Source organism: Trinickia dinghuensis, assembly GCF_003367175.1.
Lineage (GTDB): Bacteria > Pseudomonadota > Gammaproteobacteria > Burkholderiales > Burkholderiaceae > Trinickia > Trinickia dinghuensis.
The window spans coordinates 183,555-204,572 of sequence record NZ_QRGA01000011.1; the positions used below are offsets into that span (position 1 = coordinate 183,555).

The following is a 21,018-nucleotide window of genomic DNA, read 5'->3' on the forward strand; positions in this document are numbered from 1 at the left end:
GCGCCGATTTAAACGAGCGTAATCATCTCACATTTCAGGCCGGCGAAATTCGAGGCACAGCTCGTTTAACCGGGTCGCGTTTTCCAATGGGCAATTAATACCGAATCCATTTTCAAACCTGCCAGTCACGGCGTCATATTTACGCCCAATAGCGGTATCGATAATGCCGGCATGCCGATCGGATGCCGCGTGGCGGACCGCCCCCGGTCAGAGGGCGGCAGGCGTGTCCGTTGCTTGTCGGAACAATGGGAGGAACGCCGGTGCGGCTCGAATGGCGAGATCGCCCCAAAAATTGTGCACGCGCACGCAAAAATCATGCGTGCGGAAGGGCACATCGGCATGCACAGGCGTTCGGCGCGTGATTAAACTAATACGAGCGTCGTCAGCGCGGTGGCGACGTCGCCCACGGAGCCTCATCATGAATCGGCCGCTCGCTCGTCTGCCCTTGCGCTACATCTCCACGATGTCGCCGGGCTTGCGATGGAAATGGCTCACATTCGTCGGCCTCGCCGCGCTGGTCGGGCTGCTCGCCTATTTCGTCTCGCTCGAGATGCAGACGTCCCGGCTGCAGGCGCGCTACTTCGCCCGGATCGGCCGGCAGGTGTCGTTTTCCGTCCAGCCGGGCCCAAGCAGCGACATCCGCTTCCCGTCGCCGGGCGGCCCCTACGATTTGCAGTTCGGCTATGCGCGGCTGCCGGACTTCGAAGCGCGGCTGCGTGCACGCGGCTACATCGTCACGAGCCAAGCGCGCGATTCGTCGATGATGACGTCGCTGGCCGATCGCGGATTGTTCATCCCGTATGCCGAAAAGGATCAAGCGGGGCTGCGCTTGTTCGACGCCCAGGGCGTGCCGCTGTTCAGTGCCCGCTATCCCGCGCTCGCCTACACCGACTACGACTCGATTCCGCCGATCGTCGTCAGCGCGCTGACGTTCATCGAAGACCGCTATCTGCTCGATTCGAGCGAGCCCGAGCGCAATCCGGCCATCGACTGGGGCCGCTTCGCCCGAGCGGTGTCCGACCAGGCGCTGCGGTTCGTCAACCGCCATCAATCGACACCCGGCGGCAGTACGCTCGCCACGCAAACCGAAAAATTCCGCCACTCGCCGGGCGGGCGCACGGCGACGCCGCCCGAAAAGCTCCGCCAAATCGCATCCGCCTCGGTGCGCGCGTATCTCGGCGGCGAAAACACGATGGCCGCGCGCAGAAACATCGTCGTTCATTACCTGAACACGGTGCCGCTCGCCGCGAGCCCCGGCGTCGGTGAAGTGCAAGGCCTCGGAGACGGCCTCACGGCTTGGTACGGTCGCGACTTTACCGACGTCAACCGGCTGCTGTCGCAGATCACGGCGGAGACAGGCAACGGACCAGTTGCGCCCGATGTGCTTGCCGACGAAGCGCTCGCGTTCAAGCAGGCGCTCTCGCTGCTGATCGCGCAGCGCGCGCCGTCGTACTACCTCGTGCGCAACCGCGCCGCGCTCGACCGGCTGACCGACAGCTACATCCGGGTGCTCGCGGCCAACGGCATCGTCTCGGCGCCGCTGCGCGACGCCGCGCTTCAGGCGTCGCTCGCCTCGGATTCGCACCAGCACAAGCCGCCGCAGCCGCCCGCGTCGTACGTCGCCCGCAAGGCCGTCACGCTCGTGCGCTCGCGTTTGCAGCAGGCGCTAGGGGTCAATGGCTTTTACGATCTCGACCGGCTCGATCTGACTGTCCATTCGACGCTGGACGACGCGGTGGAGCAAGCCGTTGCCGCGCAGCTCGAGGCCGCGGGCACCATCGACGGCGCGAAGGCCGCGGGACTCTATGGCTACGAGATGCTGCGCCCCGGCGACGATCCGTCGAAGATCTCCTTCAGCTTCGCGCTGTTCGAACACGAGAAGAGCGGCCACGACGTCGTACGCGTGCAAACCGACAGTGTCAATCAGCCGTTCGACATCAACGGCGGCGCACGGCTCAATCTCGGCTCGACGGCCAAGCTTCGGACGCTGATCACCTATCTGCAAATCGTCTCGACGCTGCACGCGCGCTACGCCTCGCTGAGCACGGCCGAACTGAAGCACGTGCAGCTCGACCCGCTCGACGGTCTCTCGCGCTGGGCCGTCGACTATCTCTCGCACACGAACGATCGGTCGCTGCCGCCCATGCTCGAGGCCGCCGTCGAGCGCAAGTATTCGGCAAGCCCGGGCGAGACGTTCTACACCGGCGGCGGCGCGCAGAGCTTCTCGAACTTCGAGAAGTCCGACAACGGCCGCATTCTCACCGTGCGCGAAGCATTCCAGCATTCCGTCAACCTCGTGTTCGTCCGGCTCATGCGCGACATCGTTCACTACGAGATGGTGCAGACGTCGGGCCCCTCGGCACACTGGTTCGACGATCCGGCCGTGCGCCACCGTTACCTCGTGCAGTTCGCCGACCAGGAGAGCCTCGTCTACCTGCATCGGTTCTACCGCAAGTACCACGGCAAGAACGCCGACGAAGCGCTCGACCTGCTCATCGCCGACATGCGCAAGAGCCCGCCCAAGCTCGCCACGGCACTGCGCAGCGTCGCGCCCGACGAACCGTTCCCCTGGTTCGCTCAGCGTATGCGCGCGGCACTGAAGAAGACGCCGAGCGCATCGATTTCCGACGACGACCTCGAAAAGCTCTACGAAAAGTACGCCATCGACAAATTCAACTTGAACGATCGCGGCTACATCTCGGGCGTGCATCCGATCGCGCTCTGGATGCTCGAATACTTGCGCCAGCATCCGAACGCCACCGAAGACGAATTGCGCAAGGCGAGCCGCAACGCGCGCATGACCTCCTATGCGTGGCTCTTCAAGACGCATCATCATCTGACGCAGGACCGCCGCATCCGTCATATGGTCGAGTTGCAAGCCTATGACGCCATTGGCAAGTCGTGGCGCGCGCTCGGCTATCCGTTCGAAACCATCACGCCGTCGTACGCGGCGGCCATCGGCGCGTCCGGGGATCGCCCCGATGCGCTCGCCCATCTGATCGGCATCATCGCCAACGACGGCAAGACACACCGCGCCGAGAGCATCGATACGCTCACGTTCGCCGCCGGTACGCCGTTCGAGACGCACTTCGGCCGCGCGCCGAGCCCCGGACACCAGGCGATCTCGCCCGAGATCGTGACGGTCGCTCGCTCGCTGCTGCGCGACGTCGTGCTCGGCGGAACGGGGGCGCGTCTGTCCACGGGTCTTCCGCTCGGCGACGGGCGGACGCTCGAGGTCTACGGCAAGACCGGCACCGGCGATCAGCGCTACAACGTCTACGCACGTGGACGCGGGCTCATCGAATCGCGCAAGGTCAATCGGACCGCCGTGTTCGTGTTCGTCATCGGCAACCGCTTCTACGGCACGCTGACGGCCTATGCACACGAGCCTTATGCCGCACGCTACGACTACACGAGCGCGATGGCCGTGCAACTGCTCAAAACGCTCGGCCCTTCGCTCGCCCCGGTGCTCGAGGCAAACGACACGCAAGCGCAGGCCGCCGCTTCGCGCACCGACGCTCAAAGCGCTTCGCCCGTGGACACCACGCCCGCCTTTTGACAGCGCACGCGTTCCCGTCGAACGCGTGCGCTTTGTCCCCTCGCTCCTCCCTTCGCTTTTCTCTTCCGTCCCCGCCTCGCCCGCAGGAACGGGCACGTGCGTTGCGGACGAATCGATGTCGCACGTGCGGCATTTCGTAAAAGGAGCTCACATGAACAAGGACCAAGTGAAGGGCGTAGCGGAAAAGGCGAAGGGCAAGGTGAATCAAGCAGTCGGGCATGTGACGAACGACCCGGCCCGCGAAGCCAAGGGGGATCTCCAGGAAGCCGCGGGGACTGTCCGCAAGGGTTACGGCGACGCCAAGGAAGACTTGAAGGACGAGCTCGAGCGCGACCGTGACGTGAAGAAGCACCACTGAAGGTAAGTCAGAGAGGCGCGCTTGCGCGCGCCGCTAAAGGGGCGGCCCCGGCTCGGCTAGCGGGTCCGCCCCGCTTTTCTCGCCTGATCGAGAACGAATTCGATGAACGCGGCGGCCGCCCGCGTTTGATGACGATCGGGCATGTAAAGCAGGTACATGTGCGTGCCGAAGATGCTGAGCCGCCACGCATCGAGCGTCGTCACGACTTCGCCGCGGCGGATGTCGTCGTGCACCACGTAATCGGGCACGATGCCGACGCCCAATCCGGCGAGCACGGCCTGACGCAAAAATAGAAAATTTTCCGAAATCAGCGTAGGCTCGAGCAGCACTTCATGCCGGTCCTCCCGCAGATAAGCCGCCACGCGCAATTGGCGACCAACGACCGTCGCCGTGATCAGAGGCGTCGTGCGCAGTTCATCAAGTTCCGTCGGCAGTCCATGCTCGCTCGCATAAGCCTTCGAGGCACACGCCACGTAACGGACGGCCCCCATGTCGCGCGCGACGAGATTCTGCGGCGGCTCCGACATCACGCGCACGGCGATGTCGACCTCATCACGCAACAGATCTTCCACGCGGTTTTCGAACATGACGTCGAGCACGATGCCCGGATGCAGGCGCTTGAATTCGAGCAGCCAATCGGCCATCACGATTTGCCCATAGCCGCTCGGCACCGACAGACGAACGCGTCCCTGCGGCGTTTGCCCAAGGGTTTCGACGGTTTCCTGCGCCGCTTCGAGCGCGCGCCGGATCGCTCGGCCATGCTCGACCAGGCGCAGCCCCGCCTCGGTCGGCTCGACGCGCCGCGTCGTGCGCCGCACCAGCTGCAGCCCGAGCGTGCGCTCGAATTGATTGAGGTGATAGCTGACGTTGGCGCGCGTCATCTTGAGCCGGCGCGCCGCCTCGCTCAGATTGCCCGCCTCCAGGATTTCGACGAGCAGCGACAGCGAATTCAGATCCATGGCCATACGAGTGGGCGCGCGGCGGCCGGCCGTGCGTTAAGCACGCCGGGCATCGCCACACTGTCAAGGAAATTTTTACAGTCTGTCAACCCGGGCTTCAATTGTCAATTGCTGCTATCCGCTCGACAATCGAGCAGTCTTCCACCCTGCTCCGCGCCCCTCCATGACCGCCTCGACCCAAGCCCCCGTCGTTTCTCGCACGCTGCACGGCAACGTGCTCGTCGTCACCATCGATCATGCGCCCGTCAATGCGTTGAGCGTCGACGTGCGGCGCGGGCTAGTCGACGCGATCGACGCCGCCGAAGCCGATGCCGCGGCCGCCGCCGTGCTGATCGTCGGCGCCGGCCGCAATTTCATCGCGGGCGCCGATATCCGCGAGTTCGGCAAGCCGCCGCTCTCTCCTCTGCTACCGGCGGTCTGCAATCGGATCGAAGCCTGTTCGAAGCCCGTCGTCGCCGCGATTCACGGTGCGGCACTCGGCGGCGGCCTCGAAGTTGCCCTGGCTGCGCATTACCGCCTCGCGGTACGCGGCGCCAAACTCGGTTTGCCCGAAGTGCAGCTCGGTTTGCTGCCCGGTGCCGGCGGCACGCAGCGCGCGCCTCGCCTCATCGGCGCGGCTCCGGCGCTCGATTTGATGCTGTCGGGCCGTCACGCGCGAGCCGAGGAAGCGCTGTCGCTCGGTCTGGTCGATCGCCTCGGCGCAACCGACGACGTCCTCGGCGAAGGGCTCGCCTATGCGCGCGAGCTCCTCGCCGCCAAGGCCGGCGTGAGACCGACACGGGCGGCCAAGGCATTGGCCGACGCCGACGCAAGCCGCGCCGCCGTCGATGCCGCGCGCAAGGAGACGGTCAAGCGTGCGCGCGGGCTCTTTTCGCCGATGAAGATCGTCGATGCGGTCGAAGCCGCATTGACGCTGCCGTTCGACGAGGGCCTCGCCCTCGAGCGCAAGCTATTCATGGAATGCCTCGACAGCCCGCAGCGCGCGGGCCTCATCCACGCCTTCTTCGCCGAGCGGGAAGTTGCGAAGGCGCCCGAAACGAAGGCCGCCGCGCCGCGGCCGATCGCGACGGTCGGCATCGTCGGCGGCGGCACGATGGGTGCCGGCATCGCCGTCGCGGTGCTCGATGCCGGCTTGCCCGTCACGATGATCGAGCGCGACGATGCGGCCCTGGCACGCGGACGCGGACACATCGAGCGCGTCTACGACGGCCTCGTGAGCAAAGGACGCATCAAGCCCGAGGCGAAGGACGCGGCTCTCGCCCGCTTCGCCGGCAGCACCTCGTACGATGCCTTGGCTAACGTCGATCTCGTCATCGAAGCCGTATTCGAAGACATGGCCGTGAAGAAGGCCGTCTTCGCCGAACTCGATCGTGTTTGCAAGCCGGGCGCCGTTCTGGCGACGAACACTTCGTATCTCGATATCGACGAAATCGCCGGCACGACCTCGCGTCCGGCCGACGTCATCGGCCTGCATTTCTTTTCGCCGGCCAATGTCATGAAGCTGCTCGAGATCGTCGTCCCCGCGCGCGTCGGTGCGGACGTCGTCGCCACCGCATTCGAGCTCGCCAAGCAGTTGCGCAAGGTGCCGGTCCGCGCCGGCGTGTGCGACGGCTTCATAGGCAATCGCCTGCTTGCCGTCTACCGCATGGCGGCCGACTACCTGATGGAGGACGGCGCCTCCCCGTATCAGATCGACCGCGCGATGCGCGAGTTCGGCTATCCGATGGGCCCGTATCAGGTGGTCGATCTCGCCGGCGGCGACATCGGCTGGGCGGCGCGCAAGCGGCGCGCGCCGACGCGCGATCCGCGCCTGCGCTACGTCGAAATCGCCGATCGGCTGTGCGAGCGCGGCTGGTTCGGCCAGAAGACGGGGCGCGGCTTCTATCTGTACGAACAAGGCGTGCGCACGGGCACGCCCGATCCCGAAGTCGAGGGCATCGTCGAGAGCGAACGCTTGCGCACCGGCGTCACCCCGCGTAGCTTCACGGACGACGAGATCGTGCGCCGCCTCATGTGCGCCGTCATCAACGAAGCGGCGAACGTCGTGCGCGAAGGGATCGCGCTGCGCCCGCTCGACGTCGACGTCGCGCTGCTCTACGGCTACGGCTTCCCGCGCTATCGCGGCGGCCCGATGAAGTACGCCGACATGCTCGGCCTGCCGACCGTGCTCGCCGAACTCAAGCGCTTGGCGGGCGAGGATGCGTTCTTTTGGCAGCCGTCGCCGCTGATCGTCGAACTCGTCGAGCGTGGCGCCGACTTCTCGAGCTTGAATGGATCGGCATCGTAACGTTGACGTTGGTTCATCCACGAGGGCTACGCGATGGATCTGAGTTTCACGGCTGAAGAAGAAGCGTTTCGCGGTGACGTACGGCGCTTTCTCGACGAACGGCTGCCGGCGCGCACGGCGCACAAGGTCAACCAGGGGCTGCGCCTCACGCGCGAGGACATGGCCGAGTGGCATTCGATTCTGAACGCGCGCGGCTGGCTCGCGAGCCACTGGCCGCGCGAATACGGCGGCACGGGATGGAGCGCGGTGGAGCGCTTCATCTTCGACAACGAATGCGCGCTTGCCGGTGCCCCACGCATCGTGCCGTTCGGCGTCAACATGCTGGGCCCCGTGCTGATCAAGTACGGCAGCGAGGCGCAGAAGCGCCGCTACCTGCCGCGCATCCTCAACAGCGCCGACTGGTGGTGCCAAGGCTACTCCGAACCCGGCGCGGGCTCCGATCTCGCGTCGCTGTCCACGCGCGCCGTGCGTGCCGTCGACGCGAGCGGGGAACACTACGTCGTCAACGGCCAGAAGACGTGGACTACGCTCGGCCACTACGCGAACATGATGTTCTGCCTTGTACGCACGGCCACCGACGTGCGCAAGCAGGAAGGTATCGGCTTCTTGCTGATCGACATGAACACGCCCGGCATCGAGGTGCGTCCCATCGTGACGCTCGACGGCGAGCATGAAGTCAACGAAGTGTTTTTCACCGACGTGCGCGTGCCCGCGGAGAATCTCGTCGGCGAGGAGAACCGCGGCTGGACCTACGCCAAATACCTGCTCACGTACGAACGCACGAACATCGCGGGCGTCGGGTTTTCGGTCGCGGCGCTCGAGCGGCTCGAACGCGCCGCCGCGAAAATCCTCCATCGCGGGCGGCCGCTCGCCGAAGATCCGCTGTTCGCGGCCCGCGTGGCGCGCGTCGCGATCGATCTGGAAAACATGAAGACGACGAATCTGCGCACGATCGCCGCCGCGGCGGGCGGCGGCGCACCGGGCGCGCAAAGCTCCATACTGAAGGTGCGCGGGACGGAGATTCGCCAGGAGATCGCCGCGCTGATGCGGCGGGCAATGGGCCCTTACGCGCAGCCGTTCGTCGACGAAGCGTTCGACGAAGGCTATGAAGGCGCACCGCTCGGCGCGTTCGATGCACCCGATGCCGCCAAGAGCGACTTCAACAACTACAAGCTCTCGATCTTCGGCGGATCGAACGAGATTCAGAAGAACATCATCGCGAAAGCGATTCTCGAACTCTGAGAGGCCCCGAAGATGAACTTCGAGTTGACCGACGAGCAACGGATGCTCGCTGACACGCTCTCGCGCTTCGTCGCCGAGCAGTACGGCTTCGCGACGCGCGAGCGCATCGCGAGCTCGCCCGACGGCTTCGATCGCGCGATGTGGCGGCGCTTCGGCGAACTCGGCGCCATCGGCGCATTGTTCTCGCCCGAACACGGCGGCTTCGGCGGCACGGGTGACGATATCGCCCTCGTCTTCGAATATCTCGGCGCGGGTCTCGTGCTCGAGCCGTTCTTGGGCGCACTGATCGCCGGGCATGCCATTGCGCTCGACGGCAACGCCGAGCAACGCGCATGGCTCGCACGGATCGTCGACGGCGAAGCGGTGGCCGCATTGGCACATGGCGAGCCCGACTCGCGCTACGAACTTGCCCGTGTCGCGACCACGGCCACGCGTACCGGCGACGGCTGGCGCTTGAATGGAACGAAAGCGGTGGTGCTCTTCGGTGAGGCGGCCGACGGCTACGTCGTATCGGCTCGGACGAGCGGAGACGTCGATGCGGAGCCGGGCATCTCGCTGTTCTGGGTCCCGCGCGACACGGAGGGGCTCGCGCTGCGCGGCTATGCGCTGATCGACGGCGGCCGCGGCGCCGAACTCGTCCTGCGCGACGCGACCCTGCCCGCGGATGCCCTGCTCGGCCGGCAAGACGGCGGCTTCGGCACGCTCGAAGCGGCGCTCGGCCGCGGCGTGCTCGCGCTGTCGGCCGAAGCGCTGGGCGCGATGCGGACGGCGTTCGCCTCAACGCTCGACTATCTGCGGACACGCCGCCAATTCGGCGTGCCGATCGGCAGCTTCCAGGCTTTGCAGCACCGCATGGCCGATCTTGCGATCGATCTCGAGCAAGCACGCTCGGCCGTCATCAACGCGGCCGCGGCGCTCGACGCGCCGCGCCTTGTACGCGAGCGCGCGCTGTCGGCGGCCAAATACACGGTGGGCCGCGTCGGCACGCACCTCTCGCGCGAGGTGGTACAGCTGCACGGCGGCATCGGCATGACGTGGGAGCTGCCGCTCGCACATTACGCGAAGCGGCTCGTCATGATCGATCATCAGCTCGGCGACGAAGACCATCATTTGGCGCGGTATATCGCGCTCGGACGCGAGCCGAGCGAAACAACCGCTACAAGCGAAACGAGCGAAGCGGCCGCATCCTCTACACGCTGAACAACGAGCGCGCCATGAGCGAATCGATCCAAGGCCGGGCGACGTCCCTTCCGCTTGCCGGCATCCGCGTACTGGATTTGTCTCGGGTGCTCGCGGGCCCGTCATGCGCAATGGCGCTCGCCGATCTCGGCGCCGAGGTCATCAAAGTCGAGCATCCCCGTCGCGGCGACGACACGCGCGATTGGGGCTCTCGAATCGGCGCGACGGAGACGTGCTACTACAACAGCATGAACCGCAACAAGCGCTCGCTGACACTCGACTTGCAGACCGAGACAGGCGCACGGCTCGCGCGCGAGCTTGCGCTCAAGAGCGATGTCGTCGTCGAAAACTTCAAACTCGGCGGCGCACGCAAGTTCGGCCTCGACTATGACGCGCTGAGCCAAGTGCGTCCGTCGCTCGTGTACTGCTCGATTTCAGGCTACGGCCGTAGCGGTCCCGAGGCTGCGCGGCCCGGGTACGATCTCGTCGTGCAGGGCGAGTCGGGATTGATGGCCCTGAACGGCGAGCCGACGCAGCCGCCGTTGAAATTCGGCGTGGCCGTCGTCGATCTGGTGACGGGCATGTATGCCGCTCAAGCGGTTCTGGCGGCACTGTTCGACCGGCAGCGCGGCGGGCGCGGACGCCACATCGAAATGGCGCTGTTCGATTGCGGCGTGGCGATCACGTCTTATTACGGGCTCGAAGCACTGCTTGCGGGCGACGATCCGCCGCGGTACGGCAACGCGCATCCGTCGATCATTCCGTACGGCGTATTCGATGCCGAGGATGGGCCCATCGTCGTCACGGTCGGAACGAACGCGCAGTTCGCACGCTTTTGCCGCGACGTCATCGAACGGCCCGATTTGGCCGAGGACGATCGCTTTAGCACGAACGTTTCGCGCGGCGCGCACCGCGAAGTGCTGGTCGCGCAGATCAGGGCCGAATTGGCGACGCGCAAACGCGCGGTGCTGCTCGAGCGGTTGGCGGGGGCCGGCATTCCTTGCGGCGAGGTGATGGGGCTGCACGAGGCATTGACGTCACCGCGAGCCGTGGCCGCCGGGCTCGTCACCGAACAGCCGCATCCGGCTGCCGGAACGGAGCACGTTTTCGCGCCGCCTTACTGTATCGACGGCGAGCGCATGCCCGTTCGCCATGCGCCGCCGGTTCTCGGGGAAGGGACCGAAGACGTGCTGCGCTCGGTGCTCGGGCTCGATGCCGAGACGCTCGGACGCCTCAGAGAAGACGGCGTCATCTGATCCAAGACGATCAGATCAAGCGCTTCAAAGAAAGTGGAGGCGGCTGACGCGGTGCGATCGGGCGCTTCAGCGAAAGCGGCGTCGCCTCATCCAAAACGATCACGTGCTTCGCGGCTCGACCGCGTCAGCCGCCGCGGCCAGTTGCCTCCGCGTCCGCGGTCGACTCCGTTTCCGCCTCCATTTCCATCCGCTTCGCCTGATACGCACGCAACGCCTCTCCTGTGGCCGCATCGGCGGGAAAGAACGCTTCGATCGCGAGTTCGGACAACGTCACGTCGACGGGCGAGCCGAATACCGTCGTCGTGCTGAAAAACGACAGCAGACCGATATCGGTGCGCAGACGAAACGGCACGACGACGTCCGCGAGCGGCGCACGCTCGCGACTGGGTTCGAGGTCGGCGCCCTCGGGTGCCGGATAACCGGCGAGTTCTTCGGCGAGCGCCGCGAGCGTGGCGTCGCCGCTCGCTTGCGCCTGGCGCTCGACGCGCTGCAGCGAATGCGCGCGCCAGCCGGCCCAATCGACGATATGCGGCGCAAGTCCATCCGGATGCAGCGACAGCCGCAATACGTTCACGGGCGTCTCGAGCAGCCGCGGATCGGCGCGTGCGACGAGCGGCGCGAGCGCTCCGTTGGCGGCCACCATCGTCCAGTGCCTATCGATCGCGAGCGCCGGGTAAGGCTCATGTCCGTGCAGCACGAGCTGAACCGCCTCGCGCGCGGCATCGAGCTGCGGGTCGGTCAGCGCCCGCTCGGCGTAGAGCGGCGCGTAGCCGGCGGCCACGAGCAGCGCATTGCGCGCGCGCAGCGGCACCTCGAGCTGCTCGGCCAGATGCATGAGCATTTCGCGGCTCGGCTGCGCACGGCCCGATTCGACGAAGCTCAAATGGCGCGTCGAGATCCGCGCTTCCGTCGCCAGCACGAGCTGGCTCATGCGGCGACGCTGGCGCCATTCCCGCAGCAGATCGCCTACGCGGCGGCTCGGACGTTGGGTGATCGCGCGTGAGGCGCGCGCGGGGGCGAGGATCGTGTTCATGACGACGATCATAGCGAAACGCTGCGCCGCGCCCTCAATCCCCAACGGAGATCGTCAAGATCTCCTTGATCTCCTCCATGACGACATAGCTCTTGGACTGCACCGCGCCGGGCAGTTGCAGCAGGATGTCGCCGAGCAGCTTGCGGTAGTCGGCCATTTCGCCGATGCGCGCCTTGATCAGATAGTCGAACTCCCCCGACACGAGATGGCATTCGAGCACCTCGGGGATCTTTTGCACCTCGCGCCGAAACTGATCGAACATGTTGCCGCTCTTGTTGCCGAGCGTGATTTCGACGAACACGAGCAGCGCCGCGCCGAGCTGTGCCGGATCGACACGCGCGTAATAGCCCGTGATGACCTGGTCGCGCTCCATGCGTTTCACCCGCTCGATGCATGGCGTCACGGTCAGTCCCACCCGCTCGGCCAGATCCTTCATCGCGATGCGGCCGTCTTCCTGCAACACCTTGAGGATCTTGCGATCGAGCTTGTCTAGCTTACGGATCGGCTGGCGTTCTGTTCTCATCTTGTTTCAACCAAAAATCCAAAAACTACAGGAACAAAAACTGCTTTTGTAGCAATAGTATAGCGGCATCAACTGGGCTGATAGGCATTTGGGAGCAACCATGCGAGTCGTCGTTCTGGGCAGTGGCGTCGTCGGCGTAACGAGTGCGTATTATTTGGCGCGCGCCGGCCACGAGGTGACGGTCGTCGATCGCGCAGCCGGTCCCGCGCTCGAAACGAGCTTCGCGAACGCCGGTCAGATCTCGCCCGGCTACGCCTCGCCGTGGGCCGCTCCCGGCGTGCCGCTCAAAGCAGTCAAGTGGATGTTCCAGAAGCACGCGCCTCTCGCAATCGGTCTGGACGGCACGCAGTTCCAACTGCGCTGGATGTGGCAGATGCTGCAAAACTGCACCGCCGAGCGCTATGCCGTCAATAAAGGCCGGATGGTGCGCCTCGCCGAATACAGTCGCGACTGTCTGCAGGCGTTGCGCGCCGATACCGGCATCCAATACGAAGGCCGTACGGGCGGCACGCTGCAAGTGTTTCGCACGCAGCAGCAACTCGACGGCGCACAAAAAGACATCGCCGTGCTGAAGGACGCCAACGTGGCGCACGAACTGCTGAGCCCCGCCGAGCTCGCGCAAGCGGAGCCGGCGCTCGCGGCCGTTTCGCACAAGCTGACGGGCGGCCTGCGTCTGCCCGGCGACGAAACGGGCGACTGCCAGTTGTTCACCACGCGTTTGGCCGCGCTCGCCGAGTCGCTCGGCGTGAAGTTCCGCTTCAATATGTCGATCGACGCACTCGAAATGGCCGGTGGGCGCATCGCCGGCGTGCGTTGCGGCCGTGAAACGCTGCGCGCGGAGGCTTTCGTCGTCGCGCTCGGCTCGTACTCCACGCAGTTGCTGTCGGGCATCGTCAAGATCCCCGTCTACCCGTTGAAGGGCTATTCGATCACGGCACCGATCGTCGATGCAGCCAAAGCGCCGGTGTCGACGGTTCTCGACGAAACGTACAAGATCGCAATCACGCGGTTCGACGATCGTATTCGCGTGGGCGGCATGGCGGAGATCGTCGGCTTCGACAAGAACTTGCGTCAGGCGCGCCGCGACACGCTCGAAATGTGCGTCAACGATCTATTCCCCGGCGGCGGCGATACGCGCCAAGCATCGTTCTGGACGGGCCTGCGCCCGATGACACCGGACGGCACGCCCGTCGTCGGCCGCACGCCGGTTTCGAATCTGTTCTTGAACACGGGCCACGGCACGCTCGGCTGGACGATGTCGTGCGGCTCGGGCCAGCTGCTCGCCGATCTGATCTCGGGCTGCCGCCCGGCGATCCAGTCCGACGATCTTTCCGTCCATCGCTATCTCGGCGAGTTCGGCCGCACCCCGCAACCCGCCTACGCGTAACGGCTCGCGCATACCCTCAAGTAGCCGGAAGCAAGACGAGCGGCGCCCTAACCGGGCGCCGTTTGTTTTTGGTGACCCCGCACCATCCCCGCCCCGGAACATGTCGATCCGGACAAATTCGTGTGAGCCTCGTGTATAGCGAGTTTAGGGCGTTTATCCCGCGGAGATAGACTCCCTAAACCCCTTATACATTGAGCTGGAATCAACGCGCGGAACGACTCTTCAGACGGCGCGACACCGAGTTCGGGGATCGGAGGACATTCTTCGCCGGCGGAACATGAAAAAGGGGCGCCGCAGCGCCCCTTGCTATTACTTGCCGGCGCCTGCTTACGCGGCGCCCGTGGTTCACAATGCGTTCACGAGTTCCGGCACGAGCGTGAACAGATCGCCCACGAGGCCGTAATCGGCCACGCTGAAGATCGGTGCTTCGGGATCCTTGTTGATCGCCACGATCACCTTCGAATCCTTCATGCCGGCCAAGTGCTGAATCGCACCCGAGATGCCGACCGCCACGTACAGCTGCGGCGCGACGATCTTGCCCGTCTGGCCCACTTGGTAGTCGTTCGGCACATAACCCGCGTCCACGGCCGCGCGCGAGGCGCCCAGCGCCGCGTTCAGCTTGTCCGCCAGAGGTTCGAGCACCTTCGTGTAGTTCTCGCCGCTGCCGAGGCCCCGGCCGCCCGACACGATGATGTTCGCGCTCGTCAGTTCCGGACGATCGAGCTTCGTCACTTCGCGGTTCACGAACTGCGAGATGCCGCGGTCGGCCGCCGCTTCCACCTTCTCGACCGCTGCGCTGCCACCTTCTGCCGCAACGGCGTCGAAGCCCGTCGCACGCACCGTGATCACCTTGATCGCATCGCCCGATTGCACCGTGGCGATCGCGTTGCCCGCATAGATCGGACGCTCGAACGTATCGGCGGACACCACCGCCGTGATTTCGCTGATCTGCGCCACGTCGAGCTTGGCCGCCACGCGCGGCGCCACGTTCTTACCGTACGCCGTGGCCGGCGCCATGATGTGCGAGTAATTCTTCGCGATGTTCAGCACGGTGGCTTCGACGTTTTCCGCCAGGCCCGCGGCCAGTTGCGGCGCATCGGCCAGCAGCACCTTCGCCACGCCGGCGATCTTCGCCGCTGCATCGGCCGCGCCTTGCGCGTTGTGGCCCGCCACCAGCACGTGAACGTCGCCGCCGATCTTCTGCGCGGCGGCAACGGTGTTCAGCGTCGCGCCCTTGATCGACGCGTTGTCATGTTCGGCAATAACCAGAATCGTCATTTGTCTCGCTCCCCCGGGCTCTGGGCCGGGGGCTCCTTGATTAATTGAAATTGCCCAGGTGGTTGCCAGGCAAGGAATGAGGAGGCGCAATAGCCCAGCTATTGCAACGACGAATGACGCCGCATGGCGGCCAGCTGGGCGATTTCATGTCGAGGAGCCCCCGGTTCAGAGCCCTAGCACCTTGGCTTCGGTCTTCAGCTTCTCGACCAGCGTCTGCACGTCCGGCACCATCACGCCGGCGCTGCGCTTCGGCGGCTCGGCCACCTTCACCGTCTTCAGACGCGGCGCCACATCCACGCCGAGATCTTCGGGCTTGATCGTTTCCAAAGGCTTTTTCTTCGCCTTCATGATGTTGGGGAGCGTCACGTAGCGCGGCTCGTTCAGGCGCAAATCCGTCGTCACCACGGCCGGCAGGCTCAAAGTGAGCGTCTCGGCACCGCCGTCCACTTCACGTGCGACCGTCGCCTTGCCGTCCGCCACCGTCACCTTCGACGCGAACGTCGCCTGCGGCAGGTTCGCCAGCGCAGCGAGCATCTGGCCGGTTTGGTTCGAGTCGTCGTCGATCGCTTGCTTACCGAGGATCACGAGCTGAGGCTGCTCTTTATCGACGAGCGCCTTCAGCAGCTTGGCCACGGCCAGCGGCTGCAGATCTTCGTTCGACTCGATCAGGATCGCGCGGTCGGCACCGATCGCCAGCGCCGTGCGCAGCGTTTCCTGCGCTTGCGCCACGCCCGCCGAGACGGCGATCACTTCGGTCGCCACGCCCGCTTCCCTCAGACGAACCGCTTCTTCCACCGCGATTTCATCGAACGGGTTCATCGACATCTTCACATTCGCAATGTCGACGCCCGTGCCGTCCGATTTCACCCGGACCTTGACGTTGTAGTCGACCACGCGCTTGACAGGCACCAAAATTTTCATGCACACGCTCCAAAGTTACGAATACGTCAACCCAGCGGCCATTATAGCGACAGCGCATGCTGCGACCGCACTAACCGACGGTTCGGCAAAGCCCCTATGGGCAAATTGCTTGGCCCATCTCGGGCTAGCTCATCTCGGGCTGGCCCGCGGCCCGCCGCCGACGAGGGTGGTAGACACACGCAACGAGCCGCCCCTAGCCGAAACATCGGCCCCTGAGGCCGGAATTGTTCCACGGCGACGCGCACCAGAATTGCGAACGATCGTTTTATTTTAATGAAGAAGCGCCCGAGCGCCAAGCCCGGGTTTCGACCTACGGCTCTAGCACGCGCCGCTCATGGCCGCTCACCGATGGCTCAAACGGCGCACGAGCCAGTCGCCGAACGATTGCACGAGCTGCACGAAGACGATCAGGATCGCCACGACCGCCACCATCACCCCGGGCAAAAACCGCTGATATCCATAGCGAATGCCGAGATCGCCGAGGCCGCCGCCCCCGATCGCGCCGGCCATCGCCGAGTAGCCGACGAGCGACACGAACGTGATCGTGAGGCCGGCGACGATGCCCGGCAGCGCTTCGGGCAACAAGACTTTCAAGACGATCTGACGCGTCGTCGCGCCGAGCGCCTCAGCCGTTTCGATGAGCCCGCGATCGACTTCGCGCAGCGCCGTTTCGACGAGCCGCGCGAAGAACGGCGCGCAAGCGATCGTCAACGGCACGACGGCGGCCGCCGTCCCGATCGACGTACCGACGATCAGACGCGTCATCGGAATGACGGCCACGAGCAAGATGATGAAGGGCGTCGAGCGCACGGCGTTGACGGTAAAACCCATCACGCGGTTCGCGCCCACGCTTTGCAGCACGCCGCCGCGGTCGGTCAGGAACAGCAGCACGCCGAGCGGCAAGCCGACCACCGCCCCGATCGAGCCCGAGATCCCGACCATGATCAGCGTTTCCCAGAACGACTGGACGAACATCGAAGACATTTCACTGAACATGCGAAAGCTCCTCGACGACGACGCCCTGCTCGCGCAAGAAATGAAGCGCGGCCTTCAACTGCCGCGGCTCGCCGTCGGCGAGCACGGCGAGCGAACCGAACGCGCGGCCTTGGATCTCGTCGACCTGTCCGTGCAGGATGTTGAAATCGAGTTCGTAGCGGCGGATCGTCTCCGAGAGAATCGGGCGGTCCACGCCGCCGCCCGCGAACGCGAGCCGCAACAGCTGCCCCTCGCCGGCCTCGATCTGCGCCGCGACGCGCGCCTTGACGGCACTCGGCAGCTCATGCGCGATGACGTCGCCGAGCAAGGCCCGCGTGACCGCATGACGCGGCTTGAGAAAAACGTCGACGACCTCGCCCTCTTCCACTACGCGCCCGGCATCGAGCACGGCAACGCGATCGCAGACGTCCTTGATGACTTCCATCTGGTGCGTGATGAGAACGATCGTGAGCCCGAGTTCGCGGTTGATGCGCTTGAGCAGGTCGAGGATCGAGCGCGTCGTTTCGGGATCGAGTGCGGAAGTGGCCTCGTCCGAGAGCAGGACCTTCGGCCGGCTCGCCAACGCACGGGCGATGCCGACACGCTGCTTCTGCCCGCCGCTGATGCGCGCGGGGTAGCGATCCTTGAGCGCCGTGAGGCCGACGAGTTCGAGCAGCGGCAACACCGTCGCTTCGATCTCGGCGCGCTTCATGCCGGCCAACTCGAGCGGCAGCGCGACGTTCTCGAACACGGTGCGCGAATTGAGGAGGTTGAAATGCTGAAAGACCATGCCGATTTCGCGGCGCGCCTCGCGCAACTGCTGCGCCGGGAGCGCGGTCAACGGCTTGCCGTCGACGACGACCTCGCCCGCGCTGGGCCGGGCGAGCAGATTGATCGTGCGCACGAGCGTGCTCTTACCAGCACCGCTGCGGCCGATGATGCCGAAAATCTGGCCCGCGGGAATACTCAAATTGATGTCGTGCAGCGCGTCGACCCAACCGCTGGGGCCGGCGAAACGCTGCGAGATATGGCGTAGTTCGATCATGAAAAGGCGAATGCGGCGGGTGCCGCCGGCAGCGCGACGCACGCCGGATCGGCCTGCCGCCGTGGCTGCAACGAAAGGAATGGACGACGGGCAATTTTATCGCGCCGCACAAATACCCTTTAATAATTAATCGGCACGCCTTAATGACATTTGGAAATTAGAGGGGCGCGACGGCGCGGATCCGTCGTGCGGGCGCGTGCCGACGGCTATGATCCTGCGCAAACGACGAGTTCAAGGGAGACGAGCCATGTCGACGTCAACTGCGCCGCGGGAGGAATCTCGAGCTACCGAGGCGAACGGCCGCGCCGGCGCGGCACCGATGCCTGACGGTTCGGTCCGCACAACCGACGGTCTCGAGCTCGCGTTGTACCGCTGGCCCAGCGCTGCGCCGGTACGGGCGACGATCGCCCTGCTCCACGGACTCGCGGAACACGCGGGCCGCTATGCGCCCCTTGCGGAGCGGCTCGCCGCCGCCGGCATCGAACTCGTCTCGATCGATTTGCGCGGCCACGGGCGCTCGCCCGGAGAGCGTGCTTGGACAGCACACTTCGACGCGTATCTGAACGACGCGCGCGCATTGCTCGAAGCGGCATCGCGCCCCGATACGCCGCTGTTCCTGATGGGCCACAGCATGGGCGGGACGATCGCCACCCTGTTTGCGATCGAACGGCTCGATGCGTTTGCAAGCCAGGTCCGCCCGATAACGGGCCTCATCCTCTCGAGCCCCGCGCTCGCCCCGGGCAAGGACGTGCCGCGCTGGATGCTTGCGGCCAGCCGCGTCGTCAGCCGCCTATGGCCCCGCTATCCGGCGATGAAAATCGAGCCCGCGCTGCTCTCGCGCGACCCGCGCGTAGTCGAGGCAAATCGCAGCGATCCGCTCGTCCATCATGCCGCCGTGCCCGCGCGCACGGGGGCCGAGATCCTCGCCGCCATGGCGCGCATCGAGCAAGGCCGCGCCTCGCTGCGCCTGCCGGTGCTCGTCTATCACGGCACGGCGGACAAACTGACCGAGCCCGAGGGCAGTCGTGCATTCGCCGCGCACGCCGGCTCGTCCGACCGTACGCTGACGCTCTACGACGGCGCCTATCACGAGACGATGAACGATCTCGACCGCGACCGCGTCATCGATGCGTTGACGCAGTGGGTCCTGGCGCATGCTTGATGCTTGACGTTGCCGCGCGACGGCGGCTTCGACTCCGCCTCGAAGGTCGCCTCCGTCACGCGTTCCAGTTCGGCTTGCGCTTTTCGATGAAGGCCTGCATGCCTTCCTGCGCGACGGGATCGATCGCATTGCAGGCAATCGTCTGCCCGGCCATCTGATAGGCGGCCTCGATCCCTGTTTCCAACTGACGGTAGAACAGCGACTTGCCCATGCGCACGGCGTCGGCCGGTTTGTCGCAGATCCGCTTGGCGAGGGCGGCGACGTCGGCGTCGAGCGCATCGAGCGGTGTCATGTGGTTGATCAGGCCGAGCTCGCGCGCCTTGGCCGCATCGATGAAATCGCCGGTCATGAGCATTTCGAACGCGGCCTTGCGCGGGATATTGCGCGAGAGCGGCACGGCCGGCGTGGCGCAGAACAAGCCGTAGTGGATGCCCGAGGTGGCGAAGCGGGCCGTATCGGCGGCGACGGCAAGATCGCACATCGCGACGAGCTGGCAGCCCGCCGCCGTCGCGATGCCCTGCACGCGCGCGATGACCGGCTGCGGCATCCGCTGTATCGTCATCATCAGCGCGGAGCAGCGCGTGAACAACGACTGATAGAACTCGAGCGACGGTGTCCCGCGCAGTTCCTTCAAATCGTGTCCCGCACAGTAGGCCCGCCCCTCGGCGGCAAGCACGACGACCCGCTCATCCGATTGAGCGATCGCCGACAGCGTCGCCTGCAGCTCGCCGATCGCCTGCTCGGACAGCGCGTTGAACGCGTCGGGGCGATTGAGCGTGACGCGCACGACGCCGGGAAGCCCATAAACCGCGTGCTCGACGAGGAGCGTCTCGGGAGCGGACGAAGCTGAAGACGAAGCGGAAGATGCAGAGCGATCCATGATGAGCCAACTCCCTCAAATTTCGGCCAATGCGCGCAGGTGGGCGACGACACTGCGCCCGAGCGCGGACAGGTTGTAGCCGCCCTCGAGGCAGCTGACGATCCGTCCGCGCGCATGGCGCTCGGCCACGCGGCGAACCTGCTCCGTGATCCAGCTGTAGTCGTTTTCGACGAGCCCCATGTTGCCGAGATCGTCTTCGCGATGCGCGTCGAATCCCGCCGATATAAAGATCATCTCGGGCTTGAACGCTTCCAGACGCGGCAGCCAGACGAGATCGATCGCCTCGCGCACGGCCGTGCCCGGCGTTCGCGCCGACATCGGCAAGTTGACCATGTTCGGCGCTTGGTTGTCGGCGCCGCTGAACGGATAGAACGGATGCTGAAAGAAACTGCACATCAGCACGCGTTCGTCGCCGGCGAACGCGGCTTCGGTCCCGTTGCCGTGATGCACGTCGAAATCGACGATGGCCACGCGCGCGAGGCCGCGCACTTCGAGCGCATGGCGCGCGGCGATCGCCACGTTGTTGAAGAAACAAAACCCCATCGCGCGAGCGGGCTCCGCATGATGGCCCGGGGGACGCACGCTGCAAAACGCGTTCTCGTAGCGCCCGTCGATGACGGCATCGGTCGCGGCCACCGCCGCGCCGGCCGCGCGCAGCGCCGCCCGCCACGTATGCGGATTCATGGACGTATCGGGGTCGATCCACGCTCGGCCTTCGCTCGGCGCGCTGCGTTCGATGAAATCGATATGCGCGCGCGTATGCACGCGGGCGATGTCGGCCAGGTCGGCGAGCGGCGCGCTCTCGCGCTCGATCGCCTCGGCGATGCGGCTCGCGATCAACTGATCCTCGATAGCGGCGAGACGCTCCGGGCATTCCGGATGCCCCGGCCCCATCTCGTGCAGCAGGCAATCGGGGTGTGAATAGAAAGCGGTCGCCATGGTCGTGCCTTGCCGCGCGCGCGGCTTGTCTCCTG

17 protein-coding genes are annotated in these 21,018 nt (G+C 65.5%); 8 read left to right on the top strand and 9 right to left on the bottom strand.

The annotated features are described in order from the left end of the window. Nucleotides 1-418 precede the first annotated feature (418 nt). Nucleotides 419-3,559 carry a transglycosylase domain-containing protein gene (locus DWV00_RS20490; RefSeq protein ID WP_115535434.1) on the top strand — a complete coding sequence of 1,047 codons (3,141 nt, stop codon included), beginning with the start codon at nt 419-421 and terminating at the stop codon, nt 3,557-3,559. A gap of 151 nt (nt 3,560-3,710) precedes the next feature. Continuing rightward, complete coding sequence (locus DWV00_RS20495; protein WP_115535435.1) at nt 3,711-3,917, top strand: CsbD family protein; 207 nt, start codon at nt 3,711-3,713, stop codon at nt 3,915-3,917. Between the two features lie 56 nt (nt 3,918-3,973). On the opposite strand, the gene DWV00_RS20500 is transcribed toward DWV00_RS20495, so the two are convergent. Next, nucleotides 3,974-4,876, bottom strand: coding sequence for a LysR family transcriptional regulator (locus tag DWV00_RS20500; protein ID WP_115535436.1), 903 nt, complete (start codon nt 4,874-4,876; stop codon nt 3,974-3,976). 163 nt (nt 4,877-5,039) lie between these two features. Here DWV00_RS20500 and DWV00_RS20505 point away from each other — a divergent pair, with 163 nt between their 5' ends. Genes DWV00_RS20505 through DWV00_RS20520 form a run of 4 tightly spaced genes read left to right on the top strand, consistent with a single transcriptional unit; the run spans nt 5,040 to nt 10,840 of the window. Further along, nucleotides 5,040-7,163, top strand: coding sequence for a 3-hydroxyacyl-CoA dehydrogenase NAD-binding domain-containing protein (locus tag DWV00_RS20505; RefSeq protein WP_115535437.1), 2,124 nt, complete (start codon nt 5,040-5,042; stop codon nt 7,161-7,163). Nucleotides 7,164-7,196: 33 nt separating this feature from the next. Beyond that, nucleotides 7,197-8,405, top strand: a complete 1,209-nt coding sequence (locus DWV00_RS20510) for an acyl-CoA dehydrogenase family protein (protein ID WP_115535438.1) — start codon at nt 7,197-7,199, stop codon at nt 8,403-8,405. Nucleotides 8,406-8,417: 12 nt separating this feature from the next. Beyond that, nucleotides 8,418-9,605, top strand: a complete 1,188-nt coding sequence (locus tag DWV00_RS20515) for an acyl-CoA dehydrogenase family protein (RefSeq protein ID WP_115535439.1) — start codon at nt 8,418-8,420, stop codon at nt 9,603-9,605. Between the two features lie 26 nt (nt 9,606-9,631). After that, a complete protein-coding gene (locus DWV00_RS20520) occupies nt 9,632-10,840 on the top strand; it encodes a CaiB/BaiF CoA transferase family protein (protein WP_425452813.1) in 1,209 nt (402 codons plus the stop codon). Nucleotides 10,841-10,964: 124 nt separating this feature from the next. Here the strand turns inward: DWV00_RS20520 and DWV00_RS20525 are convergent, their stop codons facing one another. Together DWV00_RS20525 and DWV00_RS20530 are read right to left on the bottom strand one after the other, a co-directional pair. After that, on the bottom strand, nt 10,965-11,873 hold the full coding sequence (locus DWV00_RS20525; RefSeq protein WP_115535570.1) for a helix-turn-helix domain-containing protein: 909 nt from the start codon (nt 11,871-11,873) through the stop codon (nt 10,965-10,967). Between the two features lie 34 nt (nt 11,874-11,907). Further along, complete coding sequence (locus DWV00_RS20530; protein WP_115535441.1) at nt 11,908-12,396, bottom strand: Lrp/AsnC ligand binding domain-containing protein; 489 nt, start codon at nt 12,394-12,396, stop codon at nt 11,908-11,910. A 100-nt stretch (nt 12,397-12,496) separates the two neighbouring features. Here DWV00_RS20530 and DWV00_RS20535 point away from each other — a divergent pair, with 100 nt between their 5' ends. Further along, nucleotides 12,497-13,783, top strand: coding sequence for a D-amino acid dehydrogenase (locus tag DWV00_RS20535; RefSeq protein ID WP_115535442.1), 1,287 nt, complete (start codon nt 12,497-12,499; stop codon nt 13,781-13,783). A gap of 345 nt (nt 13,784-14,128) precedes the next feature. On the opposite strand, the gene DWV00_RS20540 is transcribed toward DWV00_RS20535, so the two are convergent. From DWV00_RS20540 to DWV00_RS20555, 4 genes are all read right to left on the bottom strand, one after another. Further along, nucleotides 14,129-15,061 (bottom strand): electron transfer flavoprotein subunit alpha/FixB family protein, encoded by a 933-nt coding sequence (locus DWV00_RS20540; protein ID WP_115535443.1) that lies wholly within the window; start codon nt 15,059-15,061, stop codon nt 14,129-14,131. Nucleotides 15,062-15,226: 165 nt separating this feature from the next. Beyond that, nucleotides 15,227-15,982, bottom strand: a complete 756-nt coding sequence (locus DWV00_RS20545) for an electron transfer flavoprotein subunit beta/FixA family protein (protein ID WP_115535444.1) — start codon at nt 15,980-15,982, stop codon at nt 15,227-15,229. Between the two features lie 342 nt (nt 15,983-16,324). After that, nucleotides 16,325-16,978 (bottom strand): methionine ABC transporter permease, encoded by a 654-nt coding sequence (locus DWV00_RS20550; RefSeq protein WP_115535445.1) that lies wholly within the window; start codon nt 16,976-16,978, stop codon nt 16,325-16,327. After that, a complete protein-coding gene (locus DWV00_RS20555; RefSeq protein WP_115535446.1) occupies nt 16,968-18,002 on the bottom strand; it encodes a methionine ABC transporter ATP-binding protein in 1,035 nt (344 codons plus the stop codon). The genes DWV00_RS20550 and DWV00_RS20555 overlap by 11 nt, the downstream gene beginning before the upstream one ends. A gap of 319 nt (nt 18,003-18,321) precedes the next feature. On the opposite strand from DWV00_RS20555, the gene DWV00_RS20560 reads away from it, so the two are divergent. Continuing rightward, a complete protein-coding gene (locus DWV00_RS20560; protein ID WP_245964967.1) occupies nt 18,322-19,164 on the top strand; it encodes an alpha/beta hydrolase in 843 nt (280 codons plus the stop codon). A gap of 55 nt (nt 19,165-19,219) precedes the next feature. Here the strand turns inward: DWV00_RS20560 and DWV00_RS20565 are convergent, their stop codons facing one another. Continuing rightward, the gene (locus DWV00_RS20565; RefSeq protein ID WP_115535448.1) at nt 19,220-20,044 is read right to left on the bottom strand and encodes an enoyl-CoA hydratase; all 825 of its coding nucleotides are present in this window, start codon (nt 20,042-20,044) and stop codon (nt 19,220-19,222) included. A gap of 15 nt (nt 20,045-20,059) precedes the next feature. Beyond that, entirely contained in the window at nt 20,060-20,983 is a 924-nt protein-coding gene (locus tag DWV00_RS20570) for a histone deacetylase family protein (RefSeq protein ID WP_115535449.1), read from the bottom strand. Nucleotides 20,984-21,018 lie beyond the last annotated feature (35 nt).

Bases quoted from the DNA above. Each gene is read 5' to 3' on its own strand.
- DWV00_RS20490 (WP_115535434.1), top strand. From the start codon at position 419: ATGAATCGGCCGCTCGCTCGTCTGCCCTTGCGCTACATCTCCACGATG.
- DWV00_RS20495 (WP_115535435.1), top strand. From the start codon at position 3,711: ATGAACAAGGACCAAGTGAAGGGCGTAGCGGAAAAGGCGAAGGGCAAG.
- DWV00_RS20500 (WP_115535436.1), bottom strand. From the start codon at position 4,876: ATGGATCTGAATTCGCTGTCGCTGCTCGTCGAAATCCTGGAGGCGGGC.
- DWV00_RS20505 (WP_115535437.1), top strand. From the start codon at position 5,040: ATGACCGCCTCGACCCAAGCCCCCGTCGTTTCTCGCACGCTGCACGGC.
- DWV00_RS20510 (WP_115535438.1), top strand. From the start codon at position 7,197: ATGGATCTGAGTTTCACGGCTGAAGAAGAAGCGTTTCGCGGTGACGTA.
- DWV00_RS20515 (WP_115535439.1), top strand. From the start codon at position 8,418: ATGAACTTCGAGTTGACCGACGAGCAACGGATGCTCGCTGACACGCTC.
- DWV00_RS20525 (WP_115535570.1), bottom strand. From the start codon at position 11,873: ATGAACACGATCCTCGCCCCCGCGCGCGCCTCACGCGCGATCACCCAA.
- DWV00_RS20530 (WP_115535441.1), bottom strand. From the start codon at position 12,396: ATGAGAACAGAACGCCAGCCGATCCGTAAGCTAGACAAGCTCGATCGC.
- DWV00_RS20535 (WP_115535442.1), top strand. From the start codon at position 12,497: ATGCGAGTCGTCGTTCTGGGCAGTGGCGTCGTCGGCGTAACGAGTGCG.
- DWV00_RS20540 (WP_115535443.1), bottom strand. From the start codon at position 15,061: ATGACGATTCTGGTTATTGCCGAACATGACAACGCGTCGATCAAGGGC.
- DWV00_RS20545 (WP_115535444.1), bottom strand. From the start codon at position 15,982: ATGAAAATTTTGGTGCCTGTCAAGCGCGTGGTCGACTACAACGTCAAG.
- DWV00_RS20550 (WP_115535445.1), bottom strand. From the start codon at position 16,978: ATGTTCAGTGAAATGTCTTCGATGTTCGTCCAGTCGTTCTGGGAAACG.
- DWV00_RS20555 (WP_115535446.1), bottom strand. From the start codon at position 18,002: ATGATCGAACTACGCCATATCTCGCAGCGTTTCGCCGGCCCCAGCGGT.
- DWV00_RS20560 (WP_245964967.1), top strand. From the start codon at position 18,322: ATGCCTGACGGTTCGGTCCGCACAACCGACGGTCTCGAGCTCGCGTTG.
- DWV00_RS20565 (WP_115535448.1), bottom strand. From the start codon at position 20,044: ATGGATCGCTCTGCATCTTCCGCTTCGTCTTCAGCTTCGTCCGCTCCC.
- DWV00_RS20570 (WP_115535449.1), bottom strand. From the start codon at position 20,983: ATGGCGACCGCTTTCTATTCACACCCCGATTGCCTGCTGCACGAGATG.